The sequence below is a fragment of the Faecalibacterium sp. AF27-11BH genome (assembly GCF_003603005.1).
Classification (GTDB): Bacteria; Bacillota; Clostridia; order Oscillospirales; family Ruminococcaceae; genus Faecalibacterium; species Faecalibacterium taiwanense.
In genome coordinates this window covers 21,662-42,647 of record NZ_QVGS01000014.1, presented here as the reverse complement: position 1 = coordinate 42,647, position 20,986 = coordinate 21,662, and the positions used below count along the sequence as shown (strand labels likewise).

The 20,986-nt window shown below is 52.9% G+C and carries 24 protein-coding genes; 6 read left to right on the top strand and 18 right to left on the bottom strand.

Annotated features, from left to right (window positions below; translation table 11 throughout):
- Window positions 1-219: 219 nt before the first annotated feature.
- Window positions 220-1,512 (top strand): galactokinase family protein, encoded by a 1,293-nt coding sequence (locus tag DWY76_RS12015; protein ID WP_120081447.1) that lies wholly within the window; start codon window positions 220-222, stop codon window positions 1,510-1,512.
- Between the two features lie 67 nt (window positions 1,513-1,579).
- Here the strand turns inward: DWY76_RS12015 and DWY76_RS12010 are convergent, their stop codons facing one another.
- The 10 genes from DWY76_RS12010 to rpsF form a co-directional block, all read right to left on the bottom strand.
- Window positions 1,580-1,939, bottom strand: coding sequence for a hypothetical protein (locus tag DWY76_RS12010; protein ID WP_005939003.1), 360 nt, complete (start codon window positions 1,937-1,939; stop codon window positions 1,580-1,582).
- A 47-nt stretch (window positions 1,940-1,986) separates the two neighbouring features.
- On the bottom strand, window positions 1,987-2,445 hold the full coding sequence (locus DWY76_RS12005; RefSeq protein ID WP_120081446.1) for a hypothetical protein: 459 nt from the start codon (window positions 2,443-2,445) through the stop codon (window positions 1,987-1,989).
- A gap of 281 nt (window positions 2,446-2,726) precedes the next feature.
- Complete coding sequence (malQ, locus tag DWY76_RS12000; RefSeq protein ID WP_120081445.1) at window positions 2,727-4,190, bottom strand: 4-alpha-glucanotransferase; 1,464 nt, start codon at window positions 4,188-4,190, stop codon at window positions 2,727-2,729.
- Window positions 4,191-4,205: 15 nt separating this feature from the next.
- Window positions 4,206-5,048 (bottom strand): carbohydrate ABC transporter permease, encoded by an 843-nt coding sequence (locus DWY76_RS11995; RefSeq protein WP_120081444.1) that lies wholly within the window; start codon window positions 5,046-5,048, stop codon window positions 4,206-4,208.
- Window positions 5,048-5,899 (bottom strand): sugar ABC transporter permease, encoded by an 852-nt coding sequence (locus DWY76_RS11990; RefSeq protein WP_005938991.1) that lies wholly within the window; start codon window positions 5,897-5,899, stop codon window positions 5,048-5,050. The genes DWY76_RS11995 and DWY76_RS11990 overlap by 1 nt, the downstream gene beginning before the upstream one ends.
- A gap of 103 nt (window positions 5,900-6,002) precedes the next feature.
- Window positions 6,003-7,343, bottom strand: a complete 1,341-nt coding sequence (locus tag DWY76_RS11985; protein WP_120081443.1) for an ABC transporter substrate-binding protein — start codon at window positions 7,341-7,343, stop codon at window positions 6,003-6,005.
- A 70-nt stretch (window positions 7,344-7,413) separates the two neighbouring features.
- Window positions 7,414-8,421 (bottom strand): LacI family DNA-binding transcriptional regulator, encoded by a 1,008-nt coding sequence (locus DWY76_RS11980; RefSeq protein ID WP_005938985.1) that lies wholly within the window; start codon window positions 8,419-8,421, stop codon window positions 7,414-7,416.
- Between the two features lie 363 nt (window positions 8,422-8,784).
- Window positions 8,785-9,042: a 30S ribosomal protein S18 gene (gene rpsR / locus DWY76_RS11975; RefSeq protein WP_015538096.1), complete on the bottom strand. Its 258-nt coding sequence runs from the start codon at window positions 9,040-9,042 to the stop codon at window positions 8,785-8,787.
- Window positions 9,043-9,088: 46 nt separating this feature from the next.
- Window positions 9,089-9,571, bottom strand: a complete 483-nt coding sequence (gene ssb, locus DWY76_RS11970) for a single-stranded DNA-binding protein (RefSeq protein WP_120081442.1) — start codon at window positions 9,569-9,571, stop codon at window positions 9,089-9,091.
- A 30-nt stretch (window positions 9,572-9,601) separates the two neighbouring features.
- A complete protein-coding gene (gene rpsF / locus DWY76_RS11965; protein ID WP_005938979.1) occupies window positions 9,602-9,886 on the bottom strand; it encodes a 30S ribosomal protein S6 in 285 nt (94 codons plus the stop codon).
- 329 nt (window positions 9,887-10,215) lie between these two features.
- Here rpsF and DWY76_RS11960 point away from each other — a divergent pair, with 329 nt between their 5' ends.
- The gene (locus DWY76_RS11960; RefSeq protein WP_005938977.1) at window positions 10,216-11,412 is read left to right on the top strand and encodes a cation:proton antiporter; all 1,197 of its coding nucleotides are present in this window, start codon (window positions 10,216-10,218) and stop codon (window positions 11,410-11,412) included.
- Window positions 11,413-11,469: 57 nt separating this feature from the next.
- On the opposite strand, the gene DWY76_RS11955 is transcribed toward DWY76_RS11960, so the two are convergent.
- A complete protein-coding gene (locus DWY76_RS11955) occupies window positions 11,470-12,345 on the bottom strand; it encodes a UTP--glucose-1-phosphate uridylyltransferase (protein WP_120081461.1) in 876 nt (291 codons plus the stop codon).
- Between the two features lie 68 nt (window positions 12,346-12,413).
- The gene (locus DWY76_RS11950; RefSeq protein ID WP_082210830.1) at window positions 12,414-13,388 is read right to left on the bottom strand and encodes an RING finger protein; all 975 of its coding nucleotides are present in this window, start codon (window positions 13,386-13,388) and stop codon (window positions 12,414-12,416) included.
- A gap of 216 nt (window positions 13,389-13,604) precedes the next feature.
- Here DWY76_RS11950 and prfB point away from each other — a divergent pair, with 216 nt between their 5' ends.
- On the top strand, window positions 13,605-14,726 hold the full coding sequence (gene prfB, locus DWY76_RS11945) for a peptide chain release factor 2 (protein WP_097775423.1): 1,122 nt from the start codon (window positions 13,605-13,607) through the stop codon (window positions 14,724-14,726).
- A 64-nt stretch (window positions 14,727-14,790) separates the two neighbouring features.
- On the opposite strand, the gene DWY76_RS11940 is transcribed toward prfB, so the two are convergent.
- Window positions 14,791-15,339, bottom strand: a complete 549-nt coding sequence (locus tag DWY76_RS11940; RefSeq protein WP_120081441.1) for a DUF1836 domain-containing protein — start codon at window positions 15,337-15,339, stop codon at window positions 14,791-14,793.
- 267 nt (window positions 15,340-15,606) lie between these two features.
- Between DWY76_RS11940 and DWY76_RS11935 the strand changes: the two genes are divergently transcribed.
- From DWY76_RS11935 to DWY76_RS11925, 3 genes are all read left to right on the top strand, one after another.
- Entirely contained in the window at window positions 15,607-16,440 is an 834-nt protein-coding gene (locus DWY76_RS11935) for a DegV family protein (protein WP_120081440.1), read from the top strand.
- Between the two features lie 85 nt (window positions 16,441-16,525).
- Window positions 16,526-16,786, top strand: a complete 261-nt coding sequence (locus DWY76_RS14420; protein ID WP_081028504.1) for a DUF6061 family protein — start codon at window positions 16,526-16,528, stop codon at window positions 16,784-16,786.
- A gap of 158 nt (window positions 16,787-16,944) precedes the next feature.
- On the top strand, window positions 16,945-17,301 hold the full coding sequence (locus tag DWY76_RS11925) for a hypothetical protein (protein WP_055187024.1): 357 nt from the start codon (window positions 16,945-16,947) through the stop codon (window positions 17,299-17,301).
- Between the two features lie 190 nt (window positions 17,302-17,491).
- Here DWY76_RS11925 and DWY76_RS11920 read toward each other — a convergent pair whose 3' ends face one another.
- The 5 genes from DWY76_RS11920 to DWY76_RS11905 all read right to left on the bottom strand — a co-directional run bounded on the left by DWY76_RS11920 (window position 17,492) and on the right by DWY76_RS11905 (window position 20,871).
- A complete protein-coding gene (locus tag DWY76_RS11920) occupies window positions 17,492-18,007 on the bottom strand; it encodes a hypothetical protein (protein WP_055187025.1) in 516 nt (171 codons plus the stop codon).
- Window positions 18,008-18,202: 195 nt separating this feature from the next.
- Window positions 18,203-18,388 (bottom strand): hypothetical protein, encoded by a 186-nt coding sequence (locus DWY76_RS14095; RefSeq protein WP_165852634.1) that lies wholly within the window; start codon window positions 18,386-18,388, stop codon window positions 18,203-18,205.
- The gene (locus DWY76_RS11915; protein ID WP_002594767.1) at window positions 18,385-19,164 is read right to left on the bottom strand and encodes an ABC transporter permease; all 780 of its coding nucleotides are present in this window, start codon (window positions 19,162-19,164) and stop codon (window positions 18,385-18,387) included. The genes DWY76_RS14095 and DWY76_RS11915 overlap by 4 nt, the downstream gene beginning before the upstream one ends.
- 2 nt (window positions 19,165-19,166) lie before the next feature.
- Window positions 19,167-19,952, bottom strand: a complete 786-nt coding sequence (locus DWY76_RS11910) for an ABC transporter permease (RefSeq protein ID WP_120081439.1) — start codon at window positions 19,950-19,952, stop codon at window positions 19,167-19,169.
- A complete protein-coding gene (locus DWY76_RS11905) occupies window positions 19,945-20,871 on the bottom strand; it encodes an ABC transporter ATP-binding protein (protein WP_117485112.1) in 927 nt (308 codons plus the stop codon). The genes DWY76_RS11910 and DWY76_RS11905 overlap by 8 nt, the downstream gene beginning before the upstream one ends.
- Between the last annotated feature and the right edge of the window lie 115 nt (window positions 20,872-20,986).

Genomic DNA, 20,986 nt, shown 5'->3' with positions numbered 1-20,986 from the left:
CTCCGCTCTGTCACGTTGCGGGCAGCTTTGTGCCCGATCTTTGGTATAGTATACCACACATCTGCCCGCAAATTCAACAAAAGTACATCTTATTCTTTGAACTGGGTGCCAAAATTCGCGTTTTTTCAGCGTTGGAAATTGAAAAAAGCGGTTGGATGCATTACAATAGACGTAACATACCCATCTATCCCAAAGCAGCATATTGAGGGAGGAATCGTTATGGCAAACAGTGCGCAGCTCCGAAATGAGATCGCGGCGGGCAAATGGGACGATAAGCTCCGGGCACTGTATGGCGATGCGGCGCAGGAGATCTGTCGGCAGCGGGCACGCTACTGTGCTGCGCTGGAACAGTTTGAGCTGTACTTTGGGCCGGGCAGGCAGGTGCAGGTTTATTCGGCACCGGGCCGCGCAGAGCTGGGCGGCAACCACACCGACCACCAGCACGGTTATGGCCTTGCGGCGGCTGTCACGCTGGATCTTGTGGCCGTGGCTGCGCACAATACAGACGGCTACGTGCGGGTCAAATCCCGCGGGTTCAACAAGCTGGATGTGATCGACCTGACCGTGGAGGGGCCGCAGGAAGGGGAGAGCACCCACTCGGCCAGCCTGATCCGCGGCATTGCCGAGGGCTTCCGCGCGGCAGGCAAAGCGGTGGGCGGCTTTGATGCATACACGGCCAGTGATGTGCTGCGCGGCAGCGGCCTTTCCAGTTCTGCTGCCTTTGAAATGGGCATGGCTGCCATCTGGAACGGAGAATATGGCTGCGGTCTGGCCCCGGCGGAGCTGGCAAAGATCTGTCAGTATGCGGAGAATACCTATTTTGGCAAGCCCAGCGGCCTGCTGGATCAGCTGACCAGCGCAGTGGGCGGCATTATCTTTGCGGATTTTGCAGACCCCCAGCAGCCGGTTCTGGAAAAGATCCACGCCGACGGCCTGCTGCCGCCGGGCATGAGCCTGTGCGTTACCGATACGCGCGGCAGCCACAGCGAATTGACCGGTGAGTTTGCAGCCATCCGGCAGGAGATGGAGCAGATCGCAGCGTTTCTTGGCAAAAAGGTGCTGGGACAGGTGACGGAGAGCGCATTCTGGGCAGCACTGCCTGCGCTGCGCAAAGCCTGCGGCGACCGCGCGGTGCTGCGCGCCATCCACTATTTTGAAGAGAACGCTCGCACCCTTGCCCAGAGGGACGCGCTGCAGGCCGGGCAGTTTGCTGTCTTTGCAGCGCTGGTGCTGGAAAGCGGACGCGCATCCTTTGCGCTATGCCAGAATGTCTACTGCAGCACCGATGTGCGGCATCAGGGGCTTTCGGTGGCACTGGCGCTGAGCCAGAGTATCCTGCAGGGCAGCACGGGAGCCTGGCGGATGCAGGGCGGCGGCTTTGCAGGCACCATTCAGGCGTATGTTCCCCAGAGCCTGCTGGAACGCTATCACAGCGAGATCGAGCGGATATTCGGCAAGGGCAGCTGCTACATTCTGCGTCTGCGGGAGCAGGGGGCAGTGAAAGTGATCTGAAAACAAAAACGCATCTGCAAGATTTTGCAGATGCGTTTTTTGCTATGCTTTATACGGCTGGGAAAGTTCAGAAAACCGGTTTCGGGCCGGGAGCGGACTGAGCCTGCTCTTTCTCTTCTTCCCGGCGCTGCTGATCCGAGATATACTGCACCATGTCCCGCTCCTCGTGGGAAAAATGGAACAGGTCTGCGATGGTATCGTAGGCGCTCACCACGAAGTTGAAGCCTGTCTTTACCACATTGAACAGCAGCATGGGCACAAAGGTGAAAGAAAGTGAGATCAATCCGCCGCTAAAGAAAAGATCGTCCAGACGCAGATTGCTGAAGAAAAGATCCAGCGCATCGCCCAGCGGCCCGCCGCCGGAAATACTGCGCAGTTCTTCTTCGGAAACAGAAATGTATGAATGCGGCATCTGAAGGTTTTTCATGGAGAAAGCTCCTTTCTGACAAGATCGTTCCGGGAATGGGGTCAAACTCAGGCGGCAGCGGTTTCCTCGGCCTGAGCGGCATCAAAGCTCGGCATGGGGTTCACGATCTGATCGTAGATGCTTGTAACGGTACGAATGACGTTCATGACCTGCGAATAGACATAGACACCGGCCAGACCGGCAACGCCCACAGAAGCGATACGGCTCCAGGTGTTCATCTTATCCCAGGTGTGATAGAAGGTGCCGGACAGGCTCAGACCATTCGACAGACCGGACTGCACACGGCCTGCGATGTACCAGAAGGAATAGTTGCTCATCAACACGAACAGGTTGATCGCTGCATTCTGGCAGAATGTAGCAAACTGATCGGTGTTGAAATAAATATCGTGATTAAAGGCTGAGCCAAGGTAGATGGACTGACCGCCATCCAGATAGGTCATTTCTTCTTCGGAGATAACGGCATAGGAAGCCGGTAAAAGCATGGTATTCTGATTGGGATGATCCATGGTGGAAGAACTCCTTTCCGTAGTGGAATCTGCACAAAGGCAGACAATAATACTATCTGAATTGTAACATAACTGTGTCCAAATAACAAGAGCAGAGATGTGCAAAATCATGATACATTTGTGAATAAACTGTTACGGAAAGACGGTGAAATCACGAATATCAGCCCAAAAATGCGCAATATGTCCAGAATCTGGTCCTGAAAAAATGTTCTGTAGAAAAAGCAAAAGCGCCTGCACATTCCGGGTGCAGGCGCTTTTATGGGGAGAAAATGATCGGGGAATTACTGTGCCCGTTCGTAGAGCACGGTCAGCTGCGCAATGTGCCCGGCCAGTGCTTCCGGCAGGGGACAGGTGAGCCGCCACTGCCAGTTGGAGCCTTGGGTGCTGGGAGTGTTGATGCGGGCCTCACTGCCCAGATGCAGCCAGTCCGCCAGAGGGATCACAGCGGTATCCGATACACTGGCAAGGCAGGCACAGATCATGGCCTCGGTCAGCTCTTCCGGCTGGCAGCGCAGGTAGCGGCAGGCATAGGCCACATCCTCGGCACTGGCGTTGGTACGCCAGCCTTCGGTGGTCACATTGTCGTGGGTGCCGGTGTACACCACGCTGTTGCGGTGGTAGGTGTGGGGTAGGTAATTGCCGGATTCCCGGCTGTCAAAGGCAAACTGCATGATCTTCATGCCCGGGTAGCCGCTGGCAGAAAGCATGGCCTTGACCTCCGGGGTCAGGTAGCCAAGATCCTCGGCAATGATGCCGCCCTCGCCAAGGTTTTCGTGCATGGCGTTGATAAAATCGCGGTCAGGGCCTTTTTCCCAGTGGCCGCCCGTCGCCGTTTTGTTCCCGGCGGGAATGGAGTAATAGCTCTCGAAGCCGCGGAAGTGGTCGATGCGCACCACATCGTAAATGGAGGTGGCGTGCTTCATGCGCTGCTTCCACCACGCAAAGCCGGTGGCCTTGTGAACAGGCCAATCGTACAGCGGATTGCCCCATAGCTGACCATCCGCTGCAAAGGCATCCGGCGGGCATCCGGCAACCTGCGTCAGGTGCATCTGGCCATCGGTCTGGAACAGTTCCGGGTGGGTCCACAGATCGCTGGAATCCGGGCTGACATAGATGGGAATATCGCCCACCAGACGGACGCCCTTGCCGTTGGCGTAAGCCTTCAGGGCGTTCCACTGGGTGTAGAAGAAGAATTGCACCGCCTTGTAGTAATCCACCGCACCGGCGAGACGCTGTTTTGCGGCAGCAATGGCTTCCGGTTTGCGGCAGCGCAGGTCATCCGGCCAGTCGGCAAGGCCGGCCTGCCCCTGTTCGGCCTTGACAGCCATAAACAGGGCGTAATCCTCCAGCCAGAAGCTCTGCGCCTCGCAGAAGGCTTCATAGGAGGGGGAGGGGGCTGCCAGCAGGCGGTCGGCTGCCTTTTTCAGGATCACAGGCCGCTCGTTGTACAGTGCGCCGTAGTCGATGGGGCCTACAGGCCGTGCGGCGGGCACTTCATCGGCCGTCAGCAGACCGACGTCGGCCAGCAGGCGGTAGTCAATGAAGTAGGGGTTACCGGCAAAGGCGGAAAAGCTCTGATAAGGGCTGTCGCCGTAGCCGGTGGGGCCGATGGGCAGGATCTGCCAGTAGGTCTGCTTTGCATCGGCCAGAAAATCCACGAATGCAAAGGCCTCTTTTCCCAGCGTACCGATGCCAAAAGGCCCCGGCAGACTGAAAACGGGCATCAAAATGCCGCTTGCACGCATAGTGTGCGCACCTCCTTAGCCCTTGACAGCACCTGCCACAACGCCCTCAATGATGTACTTCTGGCAGGTCATGTACAGGATGATGATGGGGATAATGGCAATGATGATGCAGGCCATCATGGGAGCCAGCTCCACACGGCCGTAGCCGCCGCGGAAGTACTGGATGGCCATGGGAATGGTGCGGTATTTCTTGATGTCCAGCACCAGAGTGGGCAGCAGGTAGTCATTCCACACCCACATGGTCTCGAGGATGGCGGTGGAGATCATGGTAGGCTTGAGGATGGGGAATACGACCTTGAAGAAGATCTGAATGGGGTTGCAGCCATCGATCATGGCCGCTTCCTCAATTTCCATGGGCACGCTCTTCATGAAGCCGGTGAACATGAACACGGCCAGACCGGCACCGAAGCCCAGATAGATGATGCAGATGTTCCACGGGGTGTTCAGATTGAGCTGGTCAGCGGTCTTGGACAGGGTGAACATGACCATCTGGAAGGGCACGACCATGGAGAACACGATCAGCAGGTTCATGAACTTGCTCAGCTTATTGTTCACGCGGGTGAGGTACCAACCGGTCATGGAGCAGCACAGCAGGATCAGCGCCACACTGGTAACGGTGATGACAAGGCTGTAGCCAAGGCTGGAAAGGAAGCCCATCTTGGTGACACCGTAAACGTAGTTGCTCAGGCCCGCAAAGGTCTCGGCGGTGGGCAGCTTGAACACGGTGGAGGTGGTAAAGCTGCCCTCGACCTTCAAGCTGTTCAGCAGGATCAGCACGATGGGGTAGATCCACAGCAGACTCAGCAGCGTCATGATGACGGTGAGGATGTTATCCCACATTTTTTTCTGTTTAGGCATTACTGCTGCACCTCCTTGGAACGGGTAAAGTGGAGCTGGATCAGAGAAATGACCACGACGATCAGGAAGAACACCACAGCCTTCGCCTGACCAATGCCCTTCCACTGGGCACCGGAACGGCCATAGAAGGTGTTGTAGATGTTCAGGGCCAGCATTTCACTGGCGTTGGCGGGTTCGCCTGCGGTCAGGGCAACGTTCTGGTCGAACAGTTTGAAGCTGTTGGTCAGGGTCAGGAAGGTGCAGATGGTCACGCTGGGCATGACCATGGGAATTTTGATCTTGAACAGGATCTCGCGGTCGTTGGCACCGTCGATCTTGGCGGCTTCGATCAGGTCGCCGGGCACGCTCTGCAGGCCGGCAACGTAAATGATCATCATGTAGCCGATCTGCTGCCAGCACATCAGGATCACCAGGCCCACAAAACCAGCCTTGGCGTCCAGCGCCAGCAGAGGTTTCTGCAGGTTGGCCAGCACACCGTTGAGCAGGATCTGCCAGATGTAGCCCAGCAGGATGCCGCCGATCAGGTTGGGCATGAAGTAGACGGTACGGAAGATGTTGGTGCCGCGGATGCCGCGGGTGAGCACCAGCGCAATGGCAAAGGCGCAGACGTTGATGAGCACGGTGGATACTACAGTGAACGCTGCGGTAAAGCCGAAGGCGTGCAGGAAGGTGGAATCCTGAAATACGTTGATGTAGTTCTGGATGCCCACAAAGGTGGTCTTGCTAACAGTAGTGAACCGCTGGAACGAAAGGTAAATGCCCCAGATGAAGGGCCAGATAAAGCCGATGATGAACGCGAGCAGCGTGGGCAGCACGAACACCGGCCAATATTTGCTGATGGCTTTTTGCATGATGTACCTCCTATATGCGGAGTGGTTAACAAAAAAGGGGAGGCGGGGCGAACTTCTTCGCCCGCCTCCCTGTTCAGTTCTTTTTTATAGACCGATCAGGAGCTTAGCCGTTTGCCAGCTTGTATTCCTTAGCCCAGCCATCGACGAAGGCGGTCACAACGCCGTCCCAGTCGCCGGTGCCTGCTGCGTAAGCAGTCAGAGCGCTGCCCACGCCGTTCTTCCACTCCTCGGAAGGCATGGTGGAGAAGCACCAGTCCACACTGGTCTTGCCGTCGGCCACATACTGGTTTGCAATGGTGATCAGGGGGTTGGTGGAGTCCTTAGCCTTCTTGAAGGGGATGACGAAGCCCATCTTGTCAGCCATCGCGCTGGTGCCGGCCTCAGAGGTGACGCACCAGTACAGGAAGTCCAGAGTAGCCTGAATATCGGCATCAGAAGAGTTGTTGTTCACGCACCAGAAGTTCTCGGAACCGGTGCACAGGCCCTGATTCTCCTCGCCATCCACGCCGATGTAGATGGGCAGCATACCCAGGTTGTCGCCGCCCAGATCCTTCACGTCATTGTAAGCCCAAGTGCCGTTCTGGTAGAACACAGCCTTCTTGCCCACAAACTCAGCCACAGCGTCGTTGCCGGTCTTGGAAGCCAGCAGGGTGGGGTCACAGGTGGAATCGGTGATGTACAGATCCCAAATCTGCTTATAGTTGTCCAGATAGGTGCCCTTGATGGCGTCGGTAGAGCTGATGCCGTCTGCCTTGTACTCGTAGTAGATGGGCAGGTTTGCCAGATGGGTCTTGAAGCGCCAGTCAGAAGAACTGTCCATGCCGGCAGAAGTGAAAGCACCGTCCACGCCCAGCTCAGCCTTGCGTGCCTGAATATCGTCAGCGACCTTCTTCAGATCGGCAAAGCCCTTGATGTCGTCCTGGGTATAGCCAGCGGCGGTCAGCAGTTCCTTGTTGTAGATGATGCCGTAGGTCTCGAGGACGTAGGCGATGGCAGCCACAGCGTCGCCATCCTTCAGTGCGAAAGAGTCGCTGGTCAGCTCACCGTACAGCTGGCTGCCGGACAGATCGTAGCAGTAATCCTTCCAGTTTGCCAGACCAACAGGGCCGTTCACCTGGAACAGGGTGGGAGCCTCGCTCTTCTCCATCTCGCTCATCAGGGTGGTCTCGTACTGGCCGGAAGCGGCGGTGACAACGGTCACAGGCACGCCGGTCTCCTTGGTGTACTCAGCGGCCAGATCCTGCCAATCCTGATCCTGCTCGGGCTTGAAGTTCAGGTAGTAGACCTTGCCGTCTGCCTTTGCAGCGGTGCTGGAAGCAGCGGTAGAGCTGGCAGCAGAGGAAGCGGTGCTGCTGGAGGAGCCGCCGCAGGCAGCCAGACCCAGAGCAGCGGCGGAAACGCCAGCGGCCTTCAGGAAGTTACGACGAGTGATCATTTTCTTCATAATAAGTTCTCCTTCTTATTAAAAATAAACTATTCAAAATCTCCGTCCCCTGACGGAGGGAAAACAAAATTTAAATCGCCCTTACGCTTTCGCCCTGCTGCAACTCCGGCTGCAAGGTGATGGTCTGGGCCGGTGCACCGTGCTCGATCTGCCGCACCAGCAACTCAATGCTCTGCAGCGAGATCTGTTCACTGGGCTGCACAACGGTAGTCAGAACAGGCACACAGTAACGGGACATTGTGATGCCGTCAAAGCCGATCACCGAGACATCCTCCGGCACCCGCAGCCCGGCGCTCGCCAGCGCGCGGATGGCACCTAAGGCGATCACATCGCTCATGGCGAACAGGGCGGTGAAGTCGGCCCGGCGGGCCAGCAGGCTGTTCACGGCGTGATAGGCAGACTCAAAATCGTAGTTGGACAGGCCGTACAGCTTATCGCTGAACAGGATGCCTGCGTCCTGCATCGCCTGCTGTGCACCCTCGCGGCGCATCACGCTGGGATAACTGGTGACCGGACCACCCAGCACTGCGATCTTACGATGCCCTTGCTGGATGAGGTAGTCCACAGCAGTGTAGGCTGCAGCGCGGTCATCCACGCCCACCATGGAAAGATTGGGAAAGTCCAGCTCGTCGGAGACCAGTGTGGTCAGCACCGAGGGGACTGTGATGTTGGCAAAGCCTTTTTTGAAGTTGGCTACGCTGCCGCCCAGAAAGATCATACCTTTGGGCTTGATCTCCCGCAGGATCTTTTCGGCGGCATCGATCTCGTTGGCGTTTTCATCCAAATAGGAAACGATGCCATTGTAGCCATACAGGGTGGCGGCCCGCTGCAGCTGGACTAAGAAGTCCGAGAAGAAGAGATTGCGGGTGCCTTTGACCACGAACACCAGACTGCGGGACTGCTGGATCTTCAGCTGCCGTGCATTGGTGTTGGGCACGAACCCGGCCTCCCGCATTACCTTGAGTACATGCTCCTTGGTCTCGGGCCGGACATCGGGCCGGTCGTTGATGACACGAGAAATGGTGCTTACCGAGCAGCCGCTGATCCGGGCAATGTCCTTAATGGTCAGATTCGGCATTTTGTCGGAGTACCTCACTTTCGGTAATAGATTCGGGAACGTTGTCGGGAACGTTTTCAGTAGCTATAGTATGGCATAATTTGCATAAAAAATCAATAACCCAAAAGTGTTTTCGTGAAAATTGCATAGCATTCTGAGCTGCTTTTGTGCAGATTGAATTGCGCGCAAATCAAAATGTGCCGACAGTTCCGCAAATTCCCGGTACAAATCAGAAACAACCGGTAAAACCGTACCGATTTGTAACTTTTCAACATAGAGCAGTGGTTTTATAAAAGGAGAAAGAAAAAAAGCGCTCCCACCTTGTCATCGGTGAGAGCGCTTTGCTGATTGCTGATTATTTTGATTGAGTTGATTCTTTAAAGATTAGTCACTGACGTAGGGCATCAGAGCAACGTGACGAGCACGCTTGATGGCGATGGTCAGTGCGCGCTGATGATAAGCGCAGGTGCCGGTCACACGGCGGGGAATGATCTTTGCACGCTCAGAGACGTACTTACGCAGACGGGGCACGTCCTTGTAATCGATGGTGTCGATACGATCGACACAGAAGCTGCAAACCTTCTTGCGGCCGCGACGCATGGGGCGTGCGGGGCGAGAGCCTTCGGTTCTTTCAAAAGCCATTGCTTATTACCTCCTATTGGATTTTTAACGGATTGACCGTTTCGTGTCAGAACGGCAGGTCGTCGCTGTCGTCGATGACGGCGAAGTCGTCTGCATTGCCGGCAGAGTAGCTGGGAGCTGCCTCCACAGCGGCCGGGCGGGCAGGCGCTGCATTCTGGTAGGCGGGAGCAGAATGATTCTGATAATTTGCTCCGCCGCCTGCATTGCTGTTTTTGGAGCCTGCAAAGTTGATATTGTTGGCTACCACTTCCACAGCGGTGCGGTTGTTGCCGTTCTTATCCTGATACTGGCGGGTCTGAAGACTGCCTTCAATGGCGATCAGACTGCCCTTTTGGAAATACTTGCTAACAAACTCGGCCTGCTGACGCCATGCAACGATATCGATGAAATCGGCCTGACGCTGCTCGCCCTGACGCGCAAAATTGCGGTCACAGGCAATGCGGAAGCTGCACACATTGGTACCCTGCGGGGTGGTGCGCAGTTCGGGATCCGCCACAAGACGGCCCATGATGGCAACAACATTCAACATTTTACGGTCTCCCTTTCTGTCACAGAAGAATTACTCCTCGTGAGCAATGATCAGGCTGCGCATAACACCTTCGGTGATCTTGTACACACGGTCCAGCTCAGCAGGGAAGCTGGGCTCGCTGGTGAAGTCGATCACGGTGTAGACGCCTTCCTCCTCGTCGTTGATGGGATAGGCCAGACGGCGCTTGCCCCACTCGTCGATGGAATCGATCGTACCGTTAGCCTCGATCAGGGACTTGAACTTACCAACCAGAGCGGCGGTAGCCTCCTCGTCGAGAGCGGCGCTGGTAATCAGCATGGTTTCGTACTTTGCCATTTTGTAGCACCTCCTTTTGGACTTAAGGGTCCTGCAATCACAGGACCAAGGGTACACACAAAACGCGGCATCGCGCCTTGTGTGCGGCGTGTCTGTTCAGACAGCAATTTATTATAGCAAGCTGTGTGGATTCTGTCAAGCTTTTTCCGAAAAAAGATATAATAAAAAATATTTTGATTTTTTTGTGAAAGAGGAATATAATATAGTGGCTTTCAGAGGATGAACGGCAGGGCAGCCGGGGAACGGCCGTCTCTCTGCTCTCTGTTATCCATCTTCGGAAGGAATGTATATATGGTTCTGGGAATTTTATAGTAAAGGAAGGATTCTTTGTGTATTCGGTTTTCCGTAACCTGGCAATCATCATCCTCAGCGCAAAGTTCTTTGGTCTGGTGGCCCGCAAGTGCAAGGCCCCGCAGGTGGTGGGTGAGATCCTTGCCGGTTTGATCATCGGCCCCTGTGTGCTGAATCTGGTGCAGACCAGTGATGCCATCTCCACCTTTGCAGAGATCGGCGTGGTGATGCTGATGTTCACCACCGGCCTTGGCACCAATCTGAAGGAACTGATCAAAGCCGGCCCCATCGCCACCCTGGTCGCCTGCGTGGGCGTAGCCGTTCCGCTGGTGGGCGGCACCCTGCTGTACAGTGCGTTCTACGGCTTCTCTGCCGTGGGCAGCCCTGAGTTCTATCGTGCCCTGTTCATCGGCACCATCATGACGGCCACCAGCGTGTCCATTACGGTGGCAACCCTGCAGGAGCTGGGCCACCTGAAGAGCTTTCTCGGCACCACCATCGTCAGTGCCGCCGTCATTGATGATGTCATCGGCATCGTAGTCCTCACCTGCGTACTGGGCGCAAGCTCCGGCACCGGCACGGGTCTGGGCAAGGTGCTCATTAATACGGTGCTGTTCTTTGCCACTGCCGTGGGCGTGGGCGTTGTGGCTCACTTTGCTATGACATGGCTGGACAAGCGCAATCCCCACACCCAGCGCATCACCATCGTGAGCATGGCGTTCTGCTTTGCCATGGCCTACATCGCCGAGGAATACTTCGGCATTGCAGATATCACCGGTGCCTATATCGCCGGTATCGTTCTGTGCACCATGGACGATGCCCCCTATGTGGAGCGCCGCGTGGATATCAGCAATTATATCATTTTTGCGCCCATCTTCTTTGCATCCATCGGCTTGAAGACCGACATCAGCGGCCTGACGCCGGAAATTTTCCTGTTCTGTGTCTGCTTCGTCATTGTGGCCCTCATTACCAAGATCATCGGCTGCGGCCTTGCGGCCAAGATCTGCCGCTTCAACTGGGGCGACTCCCTCAAGATCGGCGTTGGCATGATGACCCGCGGCGAGGTGGCGCTGATCGTGGCCCAGAAGGGCCTGGATGTCGGCGTGGTGGACTCGGTTTACTTTACCGCTGTGATCCTGCTGATCGTGGTGTCCAGTGTGGCAACGCCGCTGGTGCTCAAGGCACTCTTTACCAAGATGCCGCCGCAGAAGCACCCCAGTCAGGTAAATGGGTAAACAATAAAAAAGATCCTCCGACAGGTCTGCCGGAGGATCTTTTATTTTCAGGATAAGTTACAGTGTCTTGCAGAACTCCTTCAGGTAAGCGCGGAATTCTTCGCCGATCTCCGGATGCTGCAGGGCCAGCTCCACCTGAGCTTCCACCACCTTGAGCTTGTTGCCCATGTCGTAGTGCTTGCCGGTGAACTCTACGGCCGTCATGCCGCCGCGGGTGCGGGCATACTCGGCCATGGCATCGGTCAGCTGGATCTCGCCGCCTGCGCCGGGCTTGGTGTGGGCAAGGATATCGTAGATCTCCGGGGTCAGCAGCACGCGTCCCAGAATGGAGTAGTTGCTGAACTCCTGTCCCTTCTTGGGCTTCTCGATCATGTCGTCCACAAAGAAATAGTTGTCGTGGATGGGGGTGGTCTTCAGGCTGCAGTACCGGCTCACATCTTCCCATGGCACTGCGGAAACGCCTGCCACCGGGCGGCCGAACTCCTCGTAGGCGCGGATCAGCTGAGCACACACCGGGTCCTCGCCCCAGATCACGTCGTCGCCGTAGATGACAACAAAGGGATCATCGCCGGTGAAGGCCCTGGCGGTGTTCACAGCATGGCCCAGACCCAGCGTCTGCTTCTGGCGCACAAAGAGGATGTTTGCCATGTTGGCGATGCCAAGGCACTCTTCCAGAGCCTTTTCCTTGCCGGGCTTTGCCAGCTTTTCTTCCAGCTCAGGGCTGCGGTCAAAGTGATCCTCAATGATGCTCTGGTTGCGGCCCAGAATGATGAGGATATCGGTGATGCCGGAACGGACGGCCTCTTCCACCAGATACTGGATGGCAGGCTTGTCCACAATGGGCAGCATACCCTTGGGCATGGCCTTGGTAGCGGGCAGCACGCGGGTGCCAAGACCGGCGGCAGGGATGACGGCTTTGGTGACTTTCTTCATCATGATCCATATTCTCCTATTACTATTTTGAAATCCGCAATGCCAGCCTTTGCAGGCGGCATTGCAGATCAGAGCATCCCGGCCAAAGCGTCCAGATTCGGACCCATCAGCACGGTAGCGCAGGCACCCAGCACCATCAGCAGTACAAAGGCACCAATCACACCGGCGATGCTCACGCCGCCCTGCGCAGACAGGACCGCACGGCGCTGGGCAGCGTCCGGGAACTCGGCACGGATGCGCCGGATGCGCTCGGCTGCGCTTTTGCGGTACAGCCACTTGGCGTACAGGGTGCGCAGCATCACCAGTGCAAAGCTGAACACTGTCATAATGCGGGAAAGCACGACGATGGCAGTGCTGCTGATGCCCGCAGTGAGCGGACTGCCGGTGGCCTGCATCATGCTCAGCAGGGTGGGCAGGGCCACCACCAGCTCTGCGGCCAGAAAACCAAAGGCCGGCTTCCACGCCTTGCGGTAGAAGAAATAGAACGGGCCGAACACCAGCGCCGAGAAGCACATGGAAATTTTGGTGTGCTGCAGCTGCATCCGGCTGTAATCGTTCAGGTAGACGGGCGCGGCCTTGCCAATATAATCGTTCCAGTCGCTGTAAGGGATGCCGTCGATCAGCTCTTCCTTGCCAAAGGCCGCCTGCACGTTGCGGCGGGTGGGCTCCTCCACCGTCTGCTGATACTGGCGGTAAAGGTCGTTGTAATCAAAGCGTCCGTCTGCGTCGGTGCCGGGCTGGCTTTGGGTGGGCGGCTCCGGGCACTGGCTCTCCGGCGGAAGAACGGCACCGCAGCAGCGGCAGCGCTCTTCGGTGCGCAGGGTGCGCTCACCGCAGCTGGGGCAGGTGCGCAGAGCATCGTCTTTGTACGGGAACGTCCATTCATAGCCCGCGCCATGGGCGGGGGTGTGGATGCAGCGGCCAAGCTTTTCGTAGCACTCGCGGTGATAGGGTGCGCCGCAGTCCGGGCAGACCACGATATCATCGGTCAGCGCCAGCGGTCTGCCGCAGCCTTCACAGGGACAGCCATAATATTTCGGCATGATTTCCTCCTGTTGTATGGTTCATACTGGTATTATACTCCCCTGAAAGAGAAAAGAAAAGGTGAAAATCTTCAAAATTCCAGCAGGATAATCCATTTACCCCTTTACTTTAGCATAGATTCTCGGTATACTAATGAAGTATCTGTGTATAAACTGTGTCTTTTGGCAAGTACAAAGGACTTTATCTTATTTATCATTTCGAGAGGGATTTAGAGAATGATCACGATTGACGAACTGAAGGTGCAGCTTGCCGATTACGGCAAGGCGGTCAAGGACTTGGAAGAAGCCCTTGCCATTGATGCCTCCCGCAAGCGCGTGCAGGAACTGGAGCACACCATGAGCCGCCCCGGCTTTTATGATGATGCAGACCTGAGCAAGAAGGTCTTTGACGAAGTGGGCGACCTGAAGGGCAAGCTGAGCCGCTTTGAAAAGCTGCAGGGCCTGTACGATGACGCCGAGACCATGCTGGAAATGCTGGATGAAGAATACGACCCCGCCATGATCCCCGAAGCAGAGGAGTCTGTGAACGCTGTGGGCAAGGCAGTGGATGAGCTGCAGCTGATGACCATGCTGAACGGTGAGTACGACCACAGCAACGCCATCCTGACCTTCCATGCCGGTACCGGCGGCACCGAGGCACAGGACTGGGCCGAAATGCTGTACCGCATGTACAACAAGTGGGCTTCCAACCACGGCATGACCGTGGAGGTTCTGGATTATCAGGACGGTGATGAAGCCGGCATGAAGAGCGCCTCCATGATGGTGAAGGGTGCCAACGCCTACGGCCTGCTCAAGAGCGAGAACGGTGTGCACCGTCTGGTGCGCGTGTCGCCCTTTGACGCCAACGCCCGCCGCCAGACCAGCTTTGCTTCGCTGGAAGTGATGCCCGAGCTGGATAACACCATTCAGGTGGATATCCGCCCCGAGGACATTGAGATGCAGGTGTACCGTTCCTCCGGTGCCGGCGGCCAGCACATCAACAAGACTTCTTCCGCTGTCCGTCTGATCCACAAGCCCACCGGCGTCGTGGTCAGCTGCCAGACCCAGCGCAGCCAGTTCCAGAACCGTGACTACGCCATGGAAATGCTGAAGGCAAAGCTGTATCAGATCGCAAAGCAGCAGCACATGGATAAGATCGACGACATCAAGGGCGTGCAGAACGAGATCGCATGGGGTCATCAGATCCGCAGCTATGTGTTCATGCCCTACACCATGGTCAAGGATCACCGCACCAACTACGAGACCGGCAATGTGGATGCCGTGATGGACGGCGATCTGGACGGTTTCATCTTCGCATACCTCAAGGCTGCAAGCCGCGGGGAGCTGCAGGATACCTGATCTTGAACGTATAAAATGCAAAGGCCGTGCTTCCTTTTATGGAGGCACGGCCTTTTTTGTGTTCTTACGCCAGATCAGGCAGAATGGTATCCCAGAGATTTTCCTCCTGCCGCAGGGCGTTGAAGCAGCAGTCCAAGTACATTTTGTTTGCCGCTGCAAGGATCGTGCTGCGCAGAAGCAGCTTTTCATCTGCGGCATCCACGGCAAGGTCGCGGATCTCCCTGGTGCAGCCGAATACAAACGGCAGGCAGTTTTCCATCTCGTCGCAGAAGTAGTCGTAAGCTGCCCCGGCGGAACAGTGCGCCCGCTGCATTTTAAACAGGGAATCGATGTTTTCCATTGAGAGCACCGTTTTGGAGACTGCAATGTACATCAGGGATGCGATCTGATCGCGGGCGTACTTCTTGTGCACCGGGTGGGACAAAATGCCCTTTTTAACGTAGTTGCTGACCATGGAAGAGGTGAGCTCCACGCCGCAGAAGGTGCGGAAATAGCTGTTGACGTACTGCACGGTCTGGTCAAGATAAAGCCCCATCTGCGGGAGATCGGCGTACCGGGGCAGGGCAAACCCGGCGGCGCAGGCCGCAACGCGGCATTTGGTTTCAGTTTTCATATCGTAAGCAGTTTTCTAAGGTTGGTGCAGCAGGGCTGCGCGGGATACAGAAAATGGTTTTCTGGCGGTATTATAGCGCAAATCGGTTCTCTGGTCAACGGATTTTTAAAACTTTTGAAAGAATGCATAAAATCCCTTGACAGGTTTTTGAAAAACTGCTATGATGTCTGCAGTGAACCGAAAAACCATGCAGGCGGAAGTGCGTGTAAGGCACGGAAAATAAAAAAATGACCTGCTATCACAAAATAGATTTGGAGCGTGCATTTTATGAAAACCAAGATCGTTGTGGATTCTTCGTCCAGCCTGTATGCCCTGCCGGGCGTGGATTTTGCCTGTGTGCCGTTGAAGATCATCACGGATGAACAGGAATATCTGGATGACGGTACTCTGGATGCTGTGGGCATGGCCCGGTCTCTGCGTACTTACAAGGGCAAGACCAGCACCTCCTGCCCCAATGTGGCAGACTGGTTGGCTGCTTATGAGGGTGCGGAGCAGATCTTTGTTGCCACCATCACGGGCACACTGTCCGGCAGCTACAATGCTGCACTGCTGGCAGCGGAAGAATACAAGGAAACGCACCCGGAGGCCCGTGTTTTTGTTCTGGACAGCCTGTCCGCCGGGCCGGAGCTGCGTCTGCTGGCAGAGCGTCTGCGGGATTTCGTCCGGATCGGGATGGAGTTTGACGAGATCTGCGAGGCGATCCTGGCTTACCACAAGCACACACATCTGCTGTTTTCGTTGGAATCGCTGGCCAATCTGGCCCGCAATGGCCGTGTGAAGCCTGCTGTTGCCGCTGTGGCACGGATGCTGGGCATCCGGGTCATTGGTCAGGCCAGTGAGAGCGGCGAGCTGGAGGTGCTGTGCAAGACCCGCGGCGAGCACGGTGCACTGGAGCGCATCGTGCTGGAATTGAAGGATCACGGCTTTACCGATGGCAAAGTGCACATTGCCCACTGTGATAACCCGGAAGCTGCCAAGCGCCTGAAGCTGATGATCCACGCGGTGTTTGCAGGGGCGCAGGTGGATGTGGCCGAGTGCGGCGGCCTGTGCAGTTACTACGCTGAGCAGGGCGGCCTGATGGTGGGCTATGATGCAGGGTAGTGCGGTTAGGTGACTCAAGAGAAAGAAAAAAGAGACCTCATCTCGTCAAAAATCAAATTTCAAAATCATTAAAGGAGCTATTCAAATGAAACGAAATCAGAATTTCGACCATAATCACTCTCAAAAACTGCTTTCCTTCCGCTACAACATAGACACCAACCGAGTGGAAGCCCGGTTCACGGATGGCTCTGCCGTCGCCAACAGGATGCCCAACTGCCTCAGAACATCCTCAACCCGCTACTTTACAGTGGGGTTGACACGGAGGATTGAGTGTCATCGTTTTTTCATGGCTACCGCCGAAAATCATTGTAACGTATTTTGTGTTACAAATTGGTCAAGCGAATGATTATGATTAAAATTCTCTTACTCGCACAATAAGTCATTTGATAAACTGGTTAAAATGCCAAATAATTTCAAATCATAGTCCAACACACAACAAATGTGGTATAATAACAATATATTTAATGCTTTAACTGTGTTTGCAAAAAGGAAAAGAAGATAAGTATGGAGATTACATGGTTGAAAAATGAAGATAATGCCATTCAATACGTCTATGCCTCTGCTGTTCCCCAAAAAATACCATTAGACATTTTTAAAGAAATTGTTCAGAGCAGTAAAGAAAACTGTCTACCTGAATTTTATGTGATATCTGAACAGGGAAAGTATATCGGATATATTTTATTATTGGCCGATAAAAAAGAAGACATCCCTAAACCTTTTACATTTCTTGCATGTCATAATGGCGATACTCTGCCAAAAGAAACTCACAAAAAAATATTGGAATTTATCGGCAAACGGTGTCGTGTAAACAACTGGAATAAACTCGCTTGGTTGGCCGAACAAGAAATCCAGCAATTGTGATATCATCGTTTTTTAAGCTATCTCTCTATAAAAACTCCTTAAAGACATAAAGGCAAACTTGAATAAATAAATTTATCTAAAAGCCCCACCTACAATAGATATTCCAAATCGAAGAATCTACTGCAGGTGGGGCTTGTTCTATGTGATAAGCTATTTTGTAAAAATCAAATACGTAGATTATATGGCAGAATCATTTGGTGACACTGAAAGCTAATGTTGCGCCATCAACGACACTATACATATCGCCGTTAGCCGCAGTAGCAATTCCAGTAAACTCAACCTCCCATTTTCCTTTAGAGAGTCCATATTTTACATCTTCCGTACCGATTGTGCCGTATGCAGAAATGGCATGATCAAAGGTTCCAAAGGGTGTACCAAGTTTATTGAAATGCAGGTTACCTTCAAAGGAAACAATTACTGCACCCGGAACGGTAATCGTCCATTGGATATACCCTTCAGACAGATAATCAAGTGTACATGAACCAGCATCGCCCCAGAAGGTTTCGCGAGAAATTGGGACAAGTTTGAATGTTGCAGAGTTTACAGTTGTTCCTTTATCAATTTCGATACTAGATTTTTTGGAAGAAAGTGCTACAACGCCTGGTTCAACTGCAACAGCAGCAGGCATCAAAACTGTGTTGAAAACAACCAACGCAGCACTCGTTCCAGCCATTTTAAGGAATTCATTTCGGGTCATCTTTTTCATGTCGATTTGCTCCTTATATTTTATTGACTGTTACAAGTCACCCAGCTACAATTTGGATTCTTTTTCGCTTAATTCTGCACTGGAATCACCTCTTACAAAATTTTAGTATATTGGCATCATCGTGATCAAAAGCAATATCACTAACAGCCACCTCATCACACTATAAAGCCGCAAATTTTCAACTCAGGTGTATGCTCATCGGCAAATAAATGTGAACCATACGAATGCCGCTGTTAAACAACCTGCCAAAACCACTAAAATACAACTTGCCAACTTTGGCTCAATAGCAACTTTTTGATTTTCGCACAGCGCAAATTTCTGAAGTTCCTGAAATGTTGTTTGATTGACATTGCCGTGTATTGCTTTCCATAAAATCATCACCAGCCTTTCTTTGGAGCTACCTTTTTGGCCTTTTTCTTTGTTTGGGTTGCTTCTCGTTCTTTCATGCACAAAATCAAGATGGCAGAAATAACGACAGCAAGCGCAAGACTGCAAGAACAGGTTCCGATATTCCAGTTGACTGCGGTATCATAGCTACGGTAGCCTACCATTCCAAGACTTGCGGTAATCGGATAAAGGTTTGCTAATGTCATATTTCCTGCGGCAAACATCCCTCCATATCCATAGACAAAAGCAATGATTACACCGACTAAAAAGCTGCCTGCCCTCCGACAAGTAAGAGCGATAATCGGCAGAACCGCAAGATATAAAAAGAAATTAACCGCAGTAATCTGCAAGGCTGCTTTTAGAGCTAAGGAAATCTCAAAGCCGGGAAATCCCACAATCATTTCTGCTATGATTGTAAACAGACTGCATATCAGCCCGAAAATAATAGACAATACGCCGCACACAATCAATTTTCCGGTCAACAGTTTCTTAAAAGAGATCGGCACAGTCAGAATATTTTTCAATGTGTCATCCGTCTGCTCACGAGAAATCATATATCCAGCAATTAGGCTGATACACATCGGAAAAATCATGGACATATTGTTTTTGATGACCTGTTCTGTAAGATAGGCAAAATCCCAAACGGAACCATCATTCGCCATAGAGGTAAACAAGGTCAGCAGGACGGATAGGAGCATGAGTGCAACGCCCGCCCAAAGGATATGATACCTTTTCAATTTATAAAATTCTGTTTTTACAATGCGAACCATGTTTATTCCCCCCTCTGCTTATATAATCTGTCAATCAGTAAGAACGAAATCAATGCCATGATCCCAAGAATGAATACAACTTGAAATGTTGAGGGAATTAGCCCTGTCATTTGCTCCAAGTCCATTTTTATTCCATGAGCCGCCATATCTCCCGCACTCCAAAATGTAGTCAGTGGCGTGGGCAGAAGCCATAACATAGTTTTAGGCAGTGTGTCAAACAATGCCGTAGCACTCATGTTCAGAACGCTGTAAAAGACACACAACAAAATGGAAAAAACATAGGTCTTACTGAAAAAGACAACAAGGACAATCAACGGGAGTGTTCCTGCCGTAATGAAGATTCCCGTTTCAACCGCCAAAAACAGCTTATAACCAATTCCATAAACTTCTAATGTTCCAATTCCGCAAAGAATTGTTGCAATGGTAGAAGCCACACAAAAAACAATTCCAAAAAGAAAAAGGACAATAATCTTTGCAAGCACCATTTGCGTGCTGGTTACGGGAATTGTACGCAGATTTTTGAATGTATCGTTGTCGCGTTCCATAAAAAACAGAATAGCGGCAATCACTCCGATAATGCAGGGCAGTAAAAACTGGATACCATATCCCAACACCATGTTAAATAGTCCATCGAAAGCATCTGCCCGATCCGTATATCGCTCCATCATAGAGGGCGTTGTCATCAGATAAGTCAGCGGGATTGGAAACAGGAACGCAGCCAAAATAATCAGCGGAATAAATTTCTTCCGTTTCAATTTTAAAAATTCGCATTTGATTAGTTTAAGCAATTCCTTCGCCCCCTGTCACACGCTTGAAGTAATCTTCAAGACTTTCTTCACAGGTATGTGCTTCTGATACCTCCAATCCGTTTTCTACAAAAGCAGTTACAATTTTCCCCACGGGTAGCTCCATATTGTGTAGACGCAGATTGTGGTCGTCTTGTATGGAAAAATGGGTTTCATGGAAATTGCGTTCCAAAATTCTTGCCGCCTGTGCAGTATCAGAGAGCGTAAAACGGATATGCTTACTGCTTTTTTGCTCCAGCTCAGCAAGGCTTTCTTCTTCCAGCAACGCGCCGTGGTCGATAATTCCAATATCGTCAGCCAGCAAAGAAATCTCCGAAAGAATGTGACTGGAAATCAAAATAGTTTTTCCTCTTGCGTCGCAAAGCTCCCGAATAAAGGAGCGTACTTCTGCAATACCGATGGGATCGAGGCCGTTGATCGGCTCATCCAAAATCAAAAGCTCCGGGTCGTGCATAACGGCAAGGGCGATGGCAAGCCGCTGCTTCATACCAAGAGAATACTGTGAAAAGAGCTTTTTATCTTTGTAGGGCAGTCCTACCAGATCCAGAGCATCTTTGATAGCATGATTGTTTGGTACGCCCCGCAGAGTAGCAAAGATACGTAGGTTCTCTGTGCCGGTCAGATTGGGATAAAAACCGGGGGACTCAATCAGGCTTCCGATACGGGGCAACAGCTTCTTTTCATTCCCTTGCAAAGACTTTCCCCAGATTTTGACCTCCCCGGAAGTCGGCTTCGTTAAGCCCAACAGCATTTTCATGGTAGTGGTTTTTCCGGCTCCGTTTCTGCCCAGCAGACCGTAAATTCTCCCACGCTTCACATGGATATTTAAGTCAGCCACACTCTTTTGTGAGCCGTATTGCTTCGTCAGATTTTTTGTTTCAATGATATAATTTGTATCCATATTCAAAACCTCCTGTTCTGTAAGGTATTCTATCATGCCAACCTTGCATTAACCTTGCCGCAACCTTGCATTAACCTTGCAATTTGAAATCCAGTAAAATGACAAAGGCTCCCGC